Source organism: Acidipropionibacterium timonense, from assembly GCF_900605005.1.
GTDB lineage: Bacteria > Actinomycetota > Actinomycetes > Propionibacteriales > Propionibacteriaceae > Cutibacterium > Cutibacterium timonense.
Map to the genome: position 1 here is coordinate 1,165,551 of NZ_LR027558.1, position 15,820 is coordinate 1,181,370.

Genomic DNA, 15,820 nt, shown 5'->3' on the forward strand with positions numbered 1-15,820 from the left:
GAGGGCAAGAAGACGGGATTTTCCGGATTCGTCCGCCGCTGATGTCTGTCGCCACGCGGCAAGAGGCTCGCTCCTGTCCCTCGTCAACGCCACCTTCGGCAGCGCTGGGTTGGTCAAGATGTCACCTTTTGTTCATCTCGTGATGATGGGTCGATTGTTGTCGGCCGTCGTCGTTGTCGTGGCCGGGATGGAGCATCGGCGCGCCGAACCCACGGCCCGGCATGGCGGTCGGCGGCTCCGTACCGACGAGCGCGCCGCCTACGATGGCGGGGACCACCGTCGTCTCGACCACCGCAGTCAACCCGAGGAGGGTGCCATGGACCTCGACCCCGGTACCTCAGCGACCCCGGCCCAACGGGTCGTCCTCGGCCACCTCGTCGGCGATGCCCTCGGGGTCCCCTACGAGTTCCACGCTCCCGACGAGCTGCCCGAGGTCATCGACATGCAGCCCCCGGCGGGTTTCCACCGGGCACACCGTGGCACTCCGTGCGGGACCTGGTCGGACGACGGGGCGCTCATGCTCGCCGTCGCCGACAATCTCCTCACCCACGGCGGACGCATCGAGGCGACCGGTCTGGCCACCAGCATGGTCGACTGGATGCGGCGCGGCCGGTTCACCCCGGACGGTCGGGTCTTCGACATCGGTGGGACGACTCGGCGTGCCCTGCGTCGCGTCGGTCGGCGGGCGCCCGAGCGATGCGGCGACACGTCGAGGCGCAGCAACGGCAACGGATCGCTCATGCGAACCGCTCCCCTGGCCGTGCTCCACCGTGGCACCGACCAGGAGTTGCTCGACGACGCCTGCCTCCAGTCACGCATCACCCACGCCCACCCGATATCCCAGGCATGTTGCGCCCTCCACGCCCTGTGGGGGCGGCGGATGGCTCGTGGGGACGATGCCGGGCGCGCCTGGGACACCGCCGTGTCCGACACCCTCGACGGGCTGGCGGCCGATCTCAGGGCCTCCCTGACCGAGGCCCTGGCGCAGGACTGGGTTCCGGGAAGCGGATACGTCGTCGCGAGCCTGCAGGCTGCGCGGCGGCTCGTCATCGGGTCGCGCAGCTACCGCGATGCCGTCATCGGGGCGATCCGACTCGGGGACGACACCGACACGACGGCGTGCATCACCGGTGCCTACGCCGCCCTGGCCCTCGACGAGTTGCCGCCCGCCGAGTGGCTCGGGCAGCTGCGAACCAGCCCCGAGCTCGAGCGGATCCTCGAGGCCGCCGGGACGGTGAGCCCCTGACCGCGGGTGGATTTCTGACGTGGGGCGGTTGTTCTCGACGTGAGAACGCAGTTTCAAGAGCCTCCACGTCGGAAATACACCCGCGGTCGCCCTCTGACGGGGCGAGGACGAGGCCGTCGGCGATCCGGACCGCGCGACACCTGGGGCTGCCGGGAACGACGAAGTCCCGGGACATCCGTCCCGGGACTTCACGACGTCGGGCTGACAGGATTTGAACCTGCGACCCCTTGACCCCCAGTCAAGTGCGCTACCAAGCTGCGCTACAGCCCGCCGGGCCGCTCGGCGACCCGAGGAAGAACACTAGCGTACTTCCAGATGACGCGCCAACCTCATCACTTCTTCCCGCGCTTCTCGCGGGCTCGCACCTCGACCTGGACCGGGGTGCCCTCGAAGCCGAAGTCCTCGCGCAGCCGCCGCTCGATGAAGCGGACATAGCCCTGGTCCATCTGCCCGCTGGTGAAGAGGGCGAAGGTCGGCGGGCAGTTGTGCGCCTGGGTGCCGAAGAGGATCCGCGGCTGCTTGCCGCCACGCACCGGGTGCGGGTGGGCCGCGGCCAGACGCCCCAGGAAGGCGTTGAGCTTGCCGGTCGAGATGCGCGTCTCCCACCCGGCGAGGGAGGTCTCGATGGCCTTGGACAGCCGGTCGACGTTGCGCCCGCTCAGCGCGGAGATGTTGACCCGCGGCGCCCAGGCGTAGGCCTGGACGTCCCGCTCGATCTCCCGCTCCAGGTACCGACGGCGCTCCTCGTCGGTGAGGTCCCACTTGTTGTAGGCGATGACCATGGCGCGCCCGGCCTCCTCGACCATGGTGAGGATGCGCAGGTCCTGGTCGCTGATCGACTCGGCGGCGTCGATGACGACGACACACACCTCGGCCCGCTCGATCGCCGCCTGGGTGCGCAGGGAGGCGTAGTACTCGTGCCCGGACGCCTCCTTGACCCGCTTGCGCAGCCCCGCCGTGTCGACGAACCGGTACACCGTCCCGGCGACCGGGACGAGCTCGTCGACGGGGTCGACCGTCGTCCCCGACATGTCGGAGACGACCGAGCGGTCCTGGCCGACGAGCCGGTTGAGCAGGGACGACTTGCCGACGTTGGGCTTGCCGACGATGGCCACACGCCGCGGTCCGCCGACCTCCTCGACCGTCGTGGCCCGCTCGGGCAGCACGGCGACGAGGGCGTCGAGCAGATCTCCCGACCCGCGCCCGTGCATGGCCGAGACCGGGTGCGGCTCCCCCAGCCCGAGGTTCCACATCGTCGCGGCCTCGGCCTCGGTGCGCACGTCGTCGACCTTGTTCGCGGCCAGGACGACGGGCTTGCGGGAGCGCCGGAGCACCTGGACGACGGCCTCGTCCTCGTCGGTCGTGCCGACGGTGGCGTCGACGACGAGGAGGACGGCGTCGGCGGTGGAGATGGCGAGCTCGGCCTGCTCGGCGATCCGCGCGGCCAGGCCGGTGGCGTCGGAGGCCCATCCGCCGGTGTCGACGAGGACGAACTCGCGCCCGGCCCATTCGGCGTCGTAGGAGACGCGGTCGCGGGTCACCCCGGGGGTGTCCTGGACGACGGCCTCGCGCCGACCCAGGATGCGGTTGACGAGGGTCGACTTGCCGACATTGGGGCGTCCGACGACGGCGACGACTGGCCGGGGAAGGGCCTGCTCCCCCTCGGCCTGCGGTTGGACCTCATCTGTCATGGCGTTCTCCTGCTCCTGCGAACCAGCACAACCTACACGATGGGCGTCCGGGTCCCGGCCGACGCGACCGCGCCTCAGCGCCGCGACAGGACGGCGTCGGCCAGCCCGATGACCCGCTCGACGACCTGCTCGAGGGACAGCCTCGTCGAATCGATGAGGGTCACCCCGGGGGCGGGCGACGCGAACTGACTCACGGTGGAGTCGTCCCGGTCGCGCCGGACGATCTGGTCGCGCATCTGGGCCTGGTCGACTCCCCCACCGAGTTCGGCCGACCGTCGCGCCATCCGCACGGCCGGGTCGGCCACGAGAAGCACCCGGACGTCGGCATCGGGACAGACGACGGTGGTGATGTCGCGCCCCTCGACGACGATCCGGCGCCCCGAATCCTCGACGATGCGCCTCATCATCGCGGTGAGCAGGTCGCGCACCGGCTGGATCGTCGCCACCGCCGAGACCTTCGCGCTCGTCGCGGGTTCACGGATCTCCTCGGTGACGTCGCGCCCGTCGATGACGACGTGGTCGTGGCCAGGACGCGTGTCGAGGCGCAGATCCGCCGTGGCCACCAGATCGACCGCAGCCTGCGGATCGGTGCGCGGGTCGATCCCCCGGTGGGCGACCTGGCAGGCAGCGGCGCGGTACATCGAGCCGGTGTCGAGGTGGGCCAGTCCCAGGCGCGTCGCGACGAGCCGGGAGGTCGACGACTTGCCTGACCCGCTCGGCCCGTCGATGGCGATGACGAGACGGTGGTCCCCCGGAGTCCCTGCGGTGTGTGGCGTGGTCATGACGTCCTTCCCGGTCTCACGAGCGCAGCCCCCAGCCGCGCGAGCGCATCCATGCTCTCAGGTCGTCGGCCCGTTCGGGGGCGACGTCGATCGAGAGGAACCCGACCTCGCGCTCGGGGTCGTGCTCGACCGAGAGATCCTCGACGTTGATGCCGATGCCCTCGACATCGGCGAAGAGCCTGGCCAGGGAGCCCGGCGCGTCGGGGATCTGGACGATGACCGCCTCGGTGACAACCTCGCGCCCGTGCTTTCCCGAGACCGCCTGCGCGCCACGGCGTCCCACCTCGAGGAACCCCTCGAGCTCGTCGGGGTCGTCGAGGCTGGCCAGCAGTGCGTCGAGATCGGCGCGCACGGCCTCGAGCTGGGCCCGTACCGCGGGCCGGTTGGCGCTGAGGATCTGGCGCCACATGCCGGTCTGGGAGCGGGCGATGCGGGTGACGTCACGCACTCCGGTCCCCGCCAGGCGCAGGTGCGGCCGCTCGGCGTGACGAAGGTTGGCGGCGGTGAGGATGCTCATGAGATGCGGCAGGTGTGACACCTCGGCGACCGCCCGGTCGTGCTCCGCGGTGTCCATCTCGACGACCCGTGCCCCGGTGACCCTGGCCATCCGGCGGACGAGCTCGACGTCGTCCCGGGAGTTCTCGGCCCGGGGTGTGACGACCCAGGTGCGGTCGACGAAGAGCTCGGCGACGGCGGTGAGCGGCCCCGCGTACTGGGTGCCGGCCATGGGGTGCGAGCCGACGTACCGACGGGCGTCGACGCCCATGCTCGCGAGCTCGTCGACGACCGCGCCCTTGACCGACGCGGTGTCGGTGACGACGGCCCCGGGGAACTCGGCCACGGCGGCCGCGACGGTCTGCGCGACGGCGGCAGGAGGAGTGGCGACGACGACGATGCGGCACGAGCTCGGCTCGTCGAGGACCCCGGCCCCGCGTCCGGCGGCGACCATGGCGTTGGAGGGATTGAGGTCGCGCAGGTGGACGCGCACTCCCTGACTGGTGAGGGCACGCCCGACGCTGGCCCCGATGAGTCCGGTGCCGACGACGAGCACCGGCCCGAGTTCGTCGACGTCCTGGGGGTCGGCCGGTGGTGGTGTCACGGGTGGGTCCTGTCGGTGGGGTCGAGGCTGAGACGCCGGAAGGTCCGTCGTCGGTCGGTCTGCCGGTCGAGGACGGCGACGTCGAGCGGCCCCAGGGTGGTCCGGGCCAGGGAGATCGTCGTCGCCAGGTCGAGCGGCGTCGTCAGGGCCTCGAGCAGGCCGGGCAGGTCGCCGTCGTCAGCCTCCCCAGCGCCGATGAGGACCGGGTCGACGCCGAGGCTCACCGCACCGTCGGCCTCGATGGTGAGGATGACGTCGGCGCTGGGGACCGGGCCGAGCTCGGCCACCGCCAGGGTGACGTCGTAGCCGGGTCCCATGCGTCGGGCCGATCCGAGGGTGCGCGCGTAGACCGTCGCCAGGGTGGAGGCGTGGACGTCCTGGCGGTCGTAGGTGTAGGCGGTGAGGTCGCAGTGTCTGATCCCGGCCACGCGCAGGGCGTCGCACTGGTCCCAGGGGCCGACGGCGGCCAGGGCGATCCGGTCGTGGATCTCGTGGGCGCGCGGCAGGTGCTCCCGGGGCGCGGGTGATGCGAGGATGATGCCGCCGGCGTAGCGGGCGAGGAGGACGGGGGTGTCCGGTGGGTTCGAGGTCATGAGGGGTCCGTCCGGGTCTGGTCGTCGACGAGGTCCTTGGCCCACCGGGCGACCTGGGCGGCCTCGACCGACCGCACTCCGGACGCGTCGACGAGGCACATGGCGGGACGGACGGCTCGCGACAGGTTGCTGGCCGGGTCCTGCCCGGTGGCCTCGGACAGGGCTCGCAGCGTCACCTTGACGGCGTCGGAGCGGTCGAGCTCGCCGACGTGGGTGGTGGCCAGGAAGGTCCGTGCGAAGAGTGAGCCGACACCGATGCAGCCGAAGGAGTCCTCCTCGAAGCCACCGCCGGTGCCGTCGTAGCAGAAGATCCGGCCGCGGTGGGCACCACGGTCCCATCCCGCGAGGATCGGTGAGACGGCCAGCCCGTGGGCGGCGACGGTGCTGTTGGTGCGCACGAGCACCGACAGTCGCTCGGCCCTGCCGTCGAGGCTGAGGGGGCGCTCGGTGACCTTCTCGGCGTGCTCCACCTCGGCCTCGAACAGCCCGATGAGCTCGCTGGCCAGGCCGGGTGCTCCGGCCACCCCGATGGCCGAGGTGTCGTCACAGCCCAGGACCCGGTCGACGTCGGCCTGGGTGAGGTGGGAGCCGAGGGTCGGGCGGCGGTCGGCGGCCAGGATGACCCCCGTCGAGTACTTCACGGCGATGATCGACGTGCCATGGCGCCGCAGCTCGGGCAGCGAGGAGTCGACCCGGGACGGCGGGAGCAGGGACGGGGCGACCCGGGTGAGGAACTCGCTGAAGGACGGGGAGCCGGCGGCCAGGAACTCGGCCGACAGTCCGTGGGAGGTCAGCGCGCCGGCCGCCGGGCCGAGGGAGCCGGCGGTGGACGGTCCGGCGTGCCATGGCTGGGACATCCCCCACCTCCTCGAGTCGTGAACCTCACCCAGCCTAGCGACGTGCTCGAACGACCCGGACGGCGTCCATGGCGGGCGGACGTCGGGCTGCCCACGGCGACGAGTTGGGATGTCGCACGAGTTCCGATACCATTGGTATCCGATTCCAGTGGTATCGACAGGGGGTTCCCATGACGACGACCTTGTCCCGCCCGGCCAGGCAGGACGTCAGGGTGCGGGTGTTGGACGCCGCGGCCCGCAACTTCCGTGAACGCGGGTACGCCGCTGCCGACCTGCGCACCATCGCCCGGGACGCCGGATTCACCAAGGGGGCGATCTACTCGAGCTTCGGGTCGAAGCCGGAACTGTTCTGTCAGGTGTGCCTGGCCCACGTCGATGGCCAGGGTGAATCGGTCGCGGCGGCGGTCGAGCAGGTGCTCTCGGCTCCCGGCCGGGGCGACGTCGTGGAGTCGTTGGCCCTCGAGTTGGCCTCGGCACTCGAGGGCGACGTCGACTGGCAGATCACGTTGTCGGAGTTCCGCGCCCTGGCGCGAACCGACCCGCAGGTCGGCCACGCCTATGCGTCCCTCATGGTGACGCGCTCCGAGCGCATCACGAAGGTGCTGGCGCGGTTGGCACCGATGATCCCGTTGGGTCCGGAGGACCTGCGCACCCTGGCGACCGCCATCCTCGGTCTGTCGAACGTCATGGCGTTGGAACACGCCACAGCACCGGACGTCGTCGACATCGACCTCATCACCGACGTCATCCGCCGCTCGCTCAAGGGACTGCTGTCATGACCGATCTTCTCGTCCATGCGAAGAGCCTCACCTCGACCACTCGTCACGGCACGATCTTCGGGCCGCTCGACCTCGACCTGGAACCTCGCCAGCTCGGCATCGTCCGCGGCGACAAGGGCTCGGGCAAGTCGGCCCTCCTGCTGGCCCTCACCGGACGGTTCAAGCGCACCCGCGGCACCCTCGTCATCGACGGAGTCGACGCCATCGCCAATCCCTACGAGGCGATGGCCCGCACCAGCGTCGCCCGCCTGGCCGACTACGTCCAGCCGGAGGACCGACTCACTCTCGAGGAGTCCATCGTCGAGCGGTGCTACCTCGACGGTTGTCCCGTCAAGCAGGGGCGTCGGCGGGTGCACGAGATCGAGGAACTCCTGGGCTACACCGTCGACCATTCCTGCGAACTGGAGCAGCTCTCGCCGATCGAGCACGCCGTGGTCTCGGTGGCCCTGGCGATGCTCCGACCGAGCAAGGTCATCGTCCTCGACGACGCCGATGCGATGGTGCCCCATCGACTCCAGCGCACCCTCTTCGAGTTGCTGGCCAGGCTGACCGAGATCGACGACTCGACGATCATCGCCGCGACGGTCGACGACGACTCCGTCCCGGACGGTGCCGTGGAGGTGGCTCTGCCCCGGCCCGCGGCCCTGCTCGTCTCGGCACCCACGAAGATCCTCGACCTGCCGAGGGCGAGCGTCCGGGACCGCGGTGAATCGGGCGACGCGCACGGGGACGGCGTCGTCCCCGACGGTCCGCGCATCCCCGCGCCCGGAGGGCTGGAGTCCGTGATCCTGCCGCCGCGCACGGTGCTCAAGGGTGCCCGGCACGGCGATCCGGGTGCCTCCGGGGGCGACCGTCCGACGGGTCGGGGAGCTCCCGACGGAGGGTCCGGATCCAGTGGAACCACCGATGCCGGCCCGTCGGGCACAGACCGGCCCAGCACCAACGAATGAAGGATGAGGGCGTCATGATGACCAGTCTGTGGAAGCTCGTGCAGTACGAGTTCCGTCGGTTCAAGGGCCGCTCCAAGTTGGGCCTCTTCTTCGTGCTTATCATTCCCCTGCTCTACGGGGGCATCTATCTGCACGCGAACTGGAACCTCTACGGGAACACGAGCAAGGTCCCCATCGCGGTGGTCAACCTCGACCAGCCCGTCACCTACGACGGCAAGACCGTCGCCGGCGGCGACGAGTTGGAGAAGAACCTCAAGCAGCGCCCCGTCTTCGGCTGGCAGTTCGTCGGCAAGGACGAGGCCGGGGCCATGAGGGACCTGCACGATGGCAGGTACTACATGGTCATCACCGTTCCGAAGGACTTCTCCCACAACCTCGTGGGAGCCAGTTCGTACAATCCGGCGCGGGCGACCCTCAAGCTCCACCGTGACGACGCGAACGGCTTCATCATCGGTCTGCTCACCTCCCAGGTGGAGAACTCCGTGGGCCGTGCCCTGGACGAGTCGGTGACCCAGACGTACTTCGAGGCCGTCTTCACGAACCTGGGCCAGGTCAAGCAGGCGTTGGGACAGGCCAGTGACGGCGCGGCGCAGGTGGCCGCCGGCAACAAGATGGTCAACGACGGCGTCACCGTCATGAACACCAAGGTGCTCGACGCGACGAAGTCCCTCGGCGAGAGCCAGCAGGCCGTCAACTCGATCAACGGCGCCCTCGACGACGTCGACGCCGCCTCGTCGAAGCTCAGCACCGCCGTCGGACAGGCCAGGACCGGCGCCACGACGGTCGCGTCCTCGATCCAGGACGTCGGTGAGGACGGCAAGGTCGTCAACTCCCAGACCTCCCAGTTGGTGCAGAGCATCACCCAGGACCTGCCGCAGTGGCAGCGTCAGGCGCGGAACCTCGTCACCGCGACGGGCAAGCTGGAGAATCCCAACGGCGAGACCGTGACGACGATCCAGACGAACGTCTCGGGCGCCACGGAGCGCGCGACCAAGCTGCTGGCCTCGCACCCGGAGCTGGCCAAGGACGCCGACTACGTGGCACTGGTGAGGAGCCTCAACGTCGCGGGCAGCGCGACGACGACGGTCTCCTCGAACATCGCGGTCGTCGGCTCGGCCTCGGCCGGACTCAACCTCTCGCTCAACCAGTCGCGGGCTCAGCAGACGGCTGACAACGTCAGTACCGCCCTGGACCGTCTCAACAAGGACATCTCGGCCGCCTCGACCGGGGTCGACCAGATGAAGGGCGCCCTGGCGACGGCCGACTCGGGGGTCAAGGACCTCGACAGCGGCGTCCACAAGGCGACGTCCGCCGGTCGTACCGTGACCGCCAAGGTGCCGAGCGCCATCGCCGGGGTCGTCGAGCTGTCGAACGGCCTGGGGCAGCTCAAGAAGGGCACGGACACCCTCACCTCGGGGGCCACCGAACTGTCGGACAAGCTCTCGGCCGGGTACCAGAAGATGCCGAGCCTCAGCCCGGCCAATAGCCAGGACATGTCGAAGATCATGAGCTCGCCGGTCGACGTCGAGCAGACGGTCGACCACCCCGCCACGTACTACGGTCGCGGCCTGGCCCCCATGTTCTTCTCCATCGCCATGTGGATCGCCTGCATCTCGACCTTCCTCGTCGTGCGCACCTTCTCCGGCCGGGCCCTGGCCGGACGGGCGAACAGCCTCAAGCTCCTGCTCACCGGCTACGGTCCGGCAGCGATCGTCGCCCTCACCGGATCCCTGCTCATGGCACTGGGCGTCTGGTTCGCCCTCGGCCTCGATCCGGTGCACCCATGGCTGTTCCTGCTCTTCGTCGTCGTCACGTGCCTGGCGTGGATGGCCATGGCGCACGGCCTGCGGATGGTGTTCGGCAGCCCGCAGACCGCGATCTTCCTCATCCTCCTCGTCCTCCAGCTGCCGACCTGCGGCGGGACCTTCCCGGTGGCGATGCTGCCGACGATCTATCGCAAGCTGTCGGTCATCATGCCGATGAAGTACGCCGTCGACGCCTTCCGCATCGTCATCTCCGGTGGGCCCATGTCGAACTTCGTCATCGCCCTGGCGGTGCAGGTCGGTATCCTCGCACTCAGCCTGCTGGGGATCGCCATCCTCGTCCACCGACACAAGAGGTTCCGCATGAGAGACCTGCACCCGCCGATGGTGACGTCCACGTCCACCGCCGACTTCGCCTTCTCGGTGCGGCCGCGATGAGCGACGACCTCGCCTCCCGTGTCGCCCGCACCGCCCTGGTGCTCGACATCGTCCTCGTCATCGTCTTCGCGACGATCGGTCGTGCCAGCCACGGCGAGAACCTCAGCCCCGGCGGGCTGTTGCGCACCAGCGTCCCGTTCCTGTGTGGCCTGGTCGTCGGTTGGGTCATCGCCGTCGTCACCCGGCTGCGGGCGCTGTCGTGGTCCGGCGGTCTGGTCATCGTCGCCGCCACCGTGGCGGTCGGCATGCTCGTGCGCTGGGCCACCGGTCAGGGCGTCGCGGTGTCCTTCGTCATCGTCGCGAGCTGTGTGCTGACGCTGTTGCTCGTCGGATGGCGGTTGGTCCGGCTGGCCTTCCGGGCACGACGCCGTCGCGCCTGATCCCTGCCTGCCGCAACCAGCTCACCGACCCGGTTCACCGGGCGGACTCGCCAGGCTGCTCGGGGCTCGCCCACTGCTCGAGTCCGGCGATCCCCCGCGGGCGCGGACCGTGGTAGTCGGGTCCGTACGCTCCGGGAGCCGGACGGCGTCGCTTCACCGGAGCCTCGACACCGGGTGCCAGACGACGCGAGATGACGAGGAACCCGGTGTGACCCGTGGTGCCATGGGCGGGCCGGATGGCCAAGCCCTCGGCGTGCCACTCCCGGGTCGTCGTCTCGGTGGCGACCGGTTCGGTCCAGCCGCCCTCGGCCCGCAACTGGTCCATGACCCGTCCCATCTGGGTCGTCGTCGCCACGTAACAGCACAGGACGCCGCCGGGCACGAGGACCCGTCCGACCGCCTCGACACACTCCCAGGGGGCGAGCATGTCGAGGATGGCCCGATCGATGGGTTCGGGGCCCAGATCGGTGGCCAGGTCGCCGATGCGCAGGTCCCAGCAGGCCGGCACGCCGCCGTGGAAGTTCTCCACATTGGTGCGCGCCACCTGGGCGAACTCGGGGCGTCGCTCGTAGGAGTGCAGGACGCCGTCCGGCCCGATGGCACGCAACAGCGGAATGGTCAGACCACCCGAGCCGACGCCGGCCTCCAGGACGCGGGCGCCCGGGAAGACGTCGGCGTACATGAGGATCTGGGCGGCCTCCTTGGGATAGATGATGGCCGCCTCGCGCGGCATCGAGACCGTGAACTCCTCGAGGACGGGGCGCATCGCCAGGAACTGCAGACCGCCGACGGAGGTCGCGACGACCCCCTGCGGTCCACCGATGAGATCCTCGTGGAAGACCGACCCCTTCGTCGTGTGGAAGACGCCACCCTCGGCCAGGACGATCGAGTGACGTCGCCCCTTGGGATCGGTGAGGGTGATCCGCTCCCCGGCGCGCAGGACTCCCCCACCACCGGCACCCAGCGGCGCGGCGTCCTGCCGGCCCAGGTGCCACAGCTTGACCAGATCGGCGAGGGTGAGCCCGGCCAGGTCGGGTCGATGCACCCGCCGAGCGGCCGGGCCCGGCGTCGCCAGGCCGTCGACCGCCAGGACGACCGCCCCGGCCGCGTTGCCGGCGGTGGCGCCGGTCACCGAGTCCTCGATGACGAGGCAGTCGGCCGGATCGACGCCGAGGATCGCGGCGGCGTCGAGGTAGGGACGCGGGTGCGGCTTGCTCGTGGCGGCGTCCACCTCGTCGCGGGTGATGACGGCGCCGAAGAGACCCGGCTCGAGGTGGTCGAGGATGGGCTGGGCGGCCCGGCGGGTCGACCCGGTGACGATGGCCATGGGGATGCCGGCGTCGTGGATCTGCGCCAGGAGTTCGGGGACGCCGGGCATCCACGGCACCGCGCGGTCCGTGTTGATCCGCTCGACCATGCCGACGTACTCGTCGAGGACCTCCTCGGGGGTCACCGCCGGCCCGATGAGCCCGGCCATGGCGTCGCACACGTCGACCAGCGGCCTTCCGGTGAAGCTCGCGGCGGTCTCGTCGTCCCAGGTGTGGCCGAAGCGGGCGAGGTAGGCGTGCTCGGCCTCGATCCAGCGTGGTTCGGTGTTGACGAGGGTGCCGTCGAAGTCCCACAGGACGGCGCTGAAGGTCTCACCTGGCATTGAAGTACGAAGCCTCCGGATGGTGCACGACGAGGGCATCGGTGGACTGCTCCGGATGGAGCTGGAACTCCTCGGACAGGTCGACGCCGATCCTCGACGGATCGAGCAGGGCCACCACCTTGGCGCGGTCCTCGAGGTCCGGGCAGGCGGCGTACCCGAAACTGTACCGGCAACCCCGATAGGTCTGGTGGTCGATGGCCTCCTCGACACTGCCCTCGGCGTCGTCGATGCCCAGCTCCGAGCGCACCCGCGCGTGCCACATCTCGGCGAGGGCCTCGGTGAGCTGGACGCTCAGCCCGTGCAGCTCGAGGTACTCGCGGTACCGGTTCGCCTCGAAGAGCCGCTGGGCGGCCCGGGAGACCTCCGAGCCCATGGTGACGAGCTGGAAGGCGACGATGTCGGGTCCGTGCTCGGCGGCCTCGGCCTCGTCGCGGAAGAAATCGGCCAGGCACAGGCGGCGTCCCCCCTGCTGGCGCGGGAAGGTGAACCGGGTCACCTCGCGGGAGGGCTCGGTCGGGTCGCCGACGACGAGGGTGCGACCCTCGGAGTGGCACGGCCAGTAGCCGTGGACGACACCGAAGCGGGCGAGGTTCTCCGAGCGGATCTGCTCCAGCAACCCGCGCAGCCGGGGCCGGGCGACCTCGGCGACCATCCGGTCGTAGGACCCGTCCCGGCGCGACCCCTTGAGGCCCCAACGGCCGACGAAGGTGGCCCGTTCATCGAGCCAGCCGACGACGTCGTCCAGGGCGATGCCCTTGGTGACCCGTGAACCCCAGAACGGCGGGGTCGGCACGTCCACGCTGCCGGGGGCGGGGCGGGCGACGGCGGAGNGGAGGGCGACGTCGGAGCGGGCGTCGGTGACGTCGCCCTCGTCCTGAAAGTCGGTCTGGTCCTCGAGCGCCGGACGCTCGGTGACGGCGACCCGCCTGGCCCGCACCTGAGGCAGGGCTGCCTGCTCGCCGCGCTTGACCGCCATGACGGCGTCCATGAGACGCAGCCCCTCGAAGGCGTCCTTGGCGTAGCGCACCTCTCCGTCGAAGAGGTCGTTGAGGTCGTGCTCGACGAACCCACGGGTGAGGGCAGCCCCACCGAGGATGACCGGGTACTTGCCGGCGAGTCTGGTCGAGTTGAGTTCCAGGAGGTTGTCGCGCATGACCATCGTCGACTTGACGAGCAGCCCCGACATGCCGATGGCGTCGGCGTGGTTGGTCTCGGCGGCGTCGATGATGGCGCTCACCGGTTGCTTGATGCCGAGGTTGACGACGTGGTAGCCGTTGTTGGAGACGATGATGTCGACGAGGTTCTTGCCGATGTCGTGGACGTCGCCCTTGACCGTGGCCAGGACGAGGGTGCCCTTGCCGGCCTCGTCGGTGCGTTCCATGTGTGGCTCGAGGTGGGCCACGGCGGCCTTCATGACCTCGGCCGACTGGAGGACGAAGGGCAGCTGCATCCGGCCCGAGCCGAAGAGGTCCCCGACGACCTGCATCCCGGCCAGGAGGTCCTCGTTGACGATGGCCAGGGCCGGCTTGATCTCCAGGGCGGCGTCCAGGTCGGCGTCGAGCCCCTTGGCGTTGCCGTCAATGATCCGCTGCTTGAGGCGCTCCAGCAGCGGCAGGGCGGCCAGCTCGGCCTCGCGCTGCTCGCGCATGGACGAGGCCGTGACGCCCTCGAAGAGTTCGAGGTACCGGGCCAACGGGTCGTAGCCCTCGCGGCGTCGGTCGTGGACGAGGTCGAGGGCCACCTGACGTTGGTCCTCGGGGATCCGGTCCATCGGCAGGATCTTCGCCGGGTGGACGATGGCCGAGTCGAGGCCGGCGGCCACCGCCTCGTGGAGGAAGACGGAGTTGAGGACGATGCGGGCCGCCGGGTTGAGGCCGAAGGAGATGTTCGAGACACCGAGGGTCGTGCGGACCCCCGGATAGCGACGCTTGAGCTCGGCGATGGCCTCGATGGTCTCCAGACCGTCGCGCCGGGTCTCCTCCTGGCCGGTGGCGATGGGGAAGGTGAGGCAGTCGACGAGGATGTCACCGATGTCCATGCCCCAGGTGCCGGTGAGGTCGTCGATGAGTCGGGAGGCGACCCGCACCTTCCACTCGGCGGTGCGGGCCTGGCCCTCCTCGTCGATGGTGAGGGCGACGACCCCGGCCCCGAACTCCCGGACCATCGGCATGACGCGCTGGTAGCGAGAGCTCGGCCCGTCGCCGTCCTCGAAGTTCACCGAGTTGATGATCGACCGGCCGGGCAGACGTTCCAGTCCGGCACGGAGCACCTGAGGCTCGGTGGAGTCGAGGATGATCGGCAGGGTGACGGCGGTGGCCATCCGCGAGGCCAGCTGGGCCATGTCGGCGGCCCCGTCGCGTCCGACGTAGTCGACGCACAGATCGAGCAGGTGGGCACCGTCGCGGGTCTGGGCCCGGGCGATGTCGAGGCACTCGTCCCAGTTCTCGTCCAGCAGGGCCGTGCGGAAGGCCTTGGAGCCATTCGCGTTGGCCCGCTCGCCGATGGCCAGGTAGGCCGTGTCCTGGCTCAGCGGCACCTCGGAGTAGAGGCTGGCGACGGCGTCGACGTGCTGCACCTGGCGTGGTGGGACCGGTCGGCCGGCCAGACGCTCGGCCAGCAGCGCGATGTGCTCGGGGGTCGTGCCGCAACAGCCGCCGACGACGGCCAGGGCGAAGCGGTCGGCGTACTCCTCGAGGGCCCGTGCGACCTCCTCGGGCCCCAGCGGGTAGTGGGCCCCGTCGGCGGTGATCTCGGGCAGACCGGCGTTCGGCATGCACATGACCGGGACGCGGGCGGCACGCGACAGGGTGCGCAGGTGCTCGGCCATCTCCGCCGGGCCGGTGGCGCAGTTGAGACCGATGGCGTCGATGCCCAGGGCTTCGAGGACGGCCAGCGCCGCCCCGGTCTCCGAACCCAGCAGCATGGTGCCGGTCGTCTCGACGGTGATGTCGACGAGCACCGGCAGGTCGACGCCCGTGGCCGACGCCGCCCGGTGCGCCCCGATGACGGCGGCCTTGGCCTGGAGCAGGTCCTGGCAGGTCTCCACCTGGACGGCGTCGATGCCGGCGTCGATCATGGCCTCGATGGCACGCTGGTAGGCGTCGCGGATGTCGGCGAAGGCGACCTGGCCGAGGGTCGGCAGCTTGGTGCCCGGGCCGATCGACCCGATGACGAACCGCGGCCGCTCCGGCGTCGACCAGCGGTCGGCGGCCGCACGGGCGAGCCGGGCCCCGGCCGCGGCGAGCTCGACGAGACGGTCGGCGATGCCGTACTCCGACAGGGCAGGAAGGTTGCAGCCGAAGGTGTTGGTCTCGACGAGGTCGGCCCCGGCTGCCAGATAGGCCTCGTGGATCGCGGTGACGACGTCGGGTCGGGTGACATTGAGCACCTCGTTGCAGCCCTCGAGACCCTCGAAGTCCTCCAGGGTGAGCTCGACCGACTGCAGCATGGTGCCCATGGCCCCGTCGAGGACGAGGACACGGGTGCCGAGCAGGTCGCGCAGAGCGCTGGAGGGTGAGGTCATGCGGCTCACCCTAGAGGGCGCGGGCGTGCCCGTCCCCCCGGTTTCGCGAGGCGGGAACGGGTCTGTGG

At 70.4% G+C, this 15,820-nt stretch carries 12 protein-coding genes and 1 tRNA gene; 5 read left to right on the forward strand and 8 right to left on the reverse strand.

Going from position 1 to position 15,820, the window contains the following annotated elements; genetic code table 11:
* The first annotated feature begins 142 nt into the window (after positions 1 to 142).
* Complete coding sequence (locus tag E0E30_RS05565; RefSeq protein WP_210115786.1) at positions 143 to 1,246, forward strand: ADP-ribosylglycohydrolase family protein; 1,104 nt, start codon at positions 143 to 145, stop codon at positions 1,244 to 1,246.
* 196 nt (positions 1,247 to 1,442) lie between these two features.
* On the opposite strand, the gene E0E30_RS05570 is transcribed toward E0E30_RS05565, so the two are convergent.
* The 6 genes from E0E30_RS05570 to E0E30_RS05595 form a co-directional block, all read right to left on the reverse strand.
* Positions 1,443 to 1,516: transfer RNA gene (locus tag E0E30_RS05570), tRNA-Pro, on the reverse strand.
* Between the two features lie 62 nt (positions 1,517 to 1,578).
* Positions 1,579 to 3,015, reverse strand: coding sequence for a ribosome biogenesis GTPase Der (gene der, locus E0E30_RS05575; protein ID WP_280953304.1), 1,437 nt, complete (start codon positions 3,013 to 3,015; stop codon positions 1,579 to 1,581).
* The gene (gene cmk / locus E0E30_RS05580) at positions 3,012 to 3,719 is read right to left on the reverse strand and encodes a (d)CMP kinase (RefSeq protein ID WP_130865448.1); all 708 of its coding nucleotides are present in this window, start codon (positions 3,717 to 3,719) and stop codon (positions 3,012 to 3,014) included. Before cmk ends, der begins: the two co-directional genes overlap by 4 nt.
* Positions 3,720 to 3,735: 16 nt before the next feature.
* Positions 3,736 to 4,818 carry a prephenate dehydrogenase gene (locus E0E30_RS05585; RefSeq protein WP_130865449.1) on the reverse strand — a complete coding sequence of 361 codons (1,083 nt, stop codon included), beginning with the start codon at positions 4,816 to 4,818 and terminating at the stop codon, positions 3,736 to 3,738.
* The gene (locus tag E0E30_RS05590; protein ID WP_130865450.1) at positions 4,815 to 5,411 is read right to left on the reverse strand and encodes a proteasome subunit alpha; all 597 of its coding nucleotides are present in this window, start codon (positions 5,409 to 5,411) and stop codon (positions 4,815 to 4,817) included. The genes E0E30_RS05585 and E0E30_RS05590 overlap by 4 nt, the downstream gene beginning before the upstream one ends.
* A complete protein-coding gene (locus E0E30_RS05595) occupies positions 5,408 to 6,268 on the reverse strand; it encodes a proteasome subunit beta (protein WP_130865451.1) in 861 nt (286 codons plus the stop codon). Before E0E30_RS05595 ends, E0E30_RS05590 begins: the two co-directional genes overlap by 4 nt.
* 170 nt (positions 6,269 to 6,438) lie before the next feature.
* Between E0E30_RS05595 and E0E30_RS05600 the strand changes: the two genes are divergently transcribed.
* From E0E30_RS05600 to E0E30_RS05615, 4 genes are read left to right on the forward strand one after another with little or no spacing between them, the layout of a single operon-like run.
* Entirely contained in the window at positions 6,439 to 7,047 is a 609-nt protein-coding gene (locus tag E0E30_RS05600; protein WP_167853903.1) for a TetR/AcrR family transcriptional regulator, read from the forward strand.
* Complete coding sequence (locus tag E0E30_RS05605) at positions 7,044 to 7,997, forward strand: ATP-binding cassette domain-containing protein (RefSeq protein WP_130865453.1); 954 nt, start codon at positions 7,044 to 7,046, stop codon at positions 7,995 to 7,997. The genes E0E30_RS05600 and E0E30_RS05605 overlap by 4 nt, the downstream gene beginning before the upstream one ends.
* A 14-nt stretch (positions 7,998 to 8,011) precedes the next feature.
* On the forward strand, positions 8,012 to 10,198 hold the full coding sequence (locus tag E0E30_RS05610) for a YhgE/Pip domain-containing protein (protein WP_130865454.1): 2,187 nt from the start codon (positions 8,012 to 8,014) through the stop codon (positions 10,196 to 10,198).
* Positions 10,195 to 10,578 (forward strand): DUF3054 domain-containing protein, encoded by a 384-nt coding sequence (locus E0E30_RS05615; protein ID WP_130865455.1) that lies wholly within the window; start codon positions 10,195 to 10,197, stop codon positions 10,576 to 10,578. The genes E0E30_RS05610 and E0E30_RS05615 overlap by 4 nt, the downstream gene beginning before the upstream one ends.
* A 34-nt stretch (positions 10,579 to 10,612) precedes the next feature.
* Here E0E30_RS05615 and E0E30_RS05620 read toward each other — a convergent pair whose 3' ends face one another.
* Complete coding sequence (locus tag E0E30_RS05620; protein ID WP_130865456.1) at positions 10,613 to 12,229, reverse strand: HAD-IA family hydrolase; 1,617 nt, start codon at positions 12,227 to 12,229, stop codon at positions 10,613 to 10,615.
* Positions 12,219 to 15,752, reverse strand: coding sequence for a methionine synthase (metH, locus tag E0E30_RS05625; RefSeq protein ID WP_130865457.1), 3,534 nt, complete (start codon positions 15,750 to 15,752; stop codon positions 12,219 to 12,221). The genes E0E30_RS05620 and metH overlap by 11 nt, the downstream gene beginning before the upstream one ends.
* Positions 15,753 to 15,820: the final 68 nt, after the last annotated feature.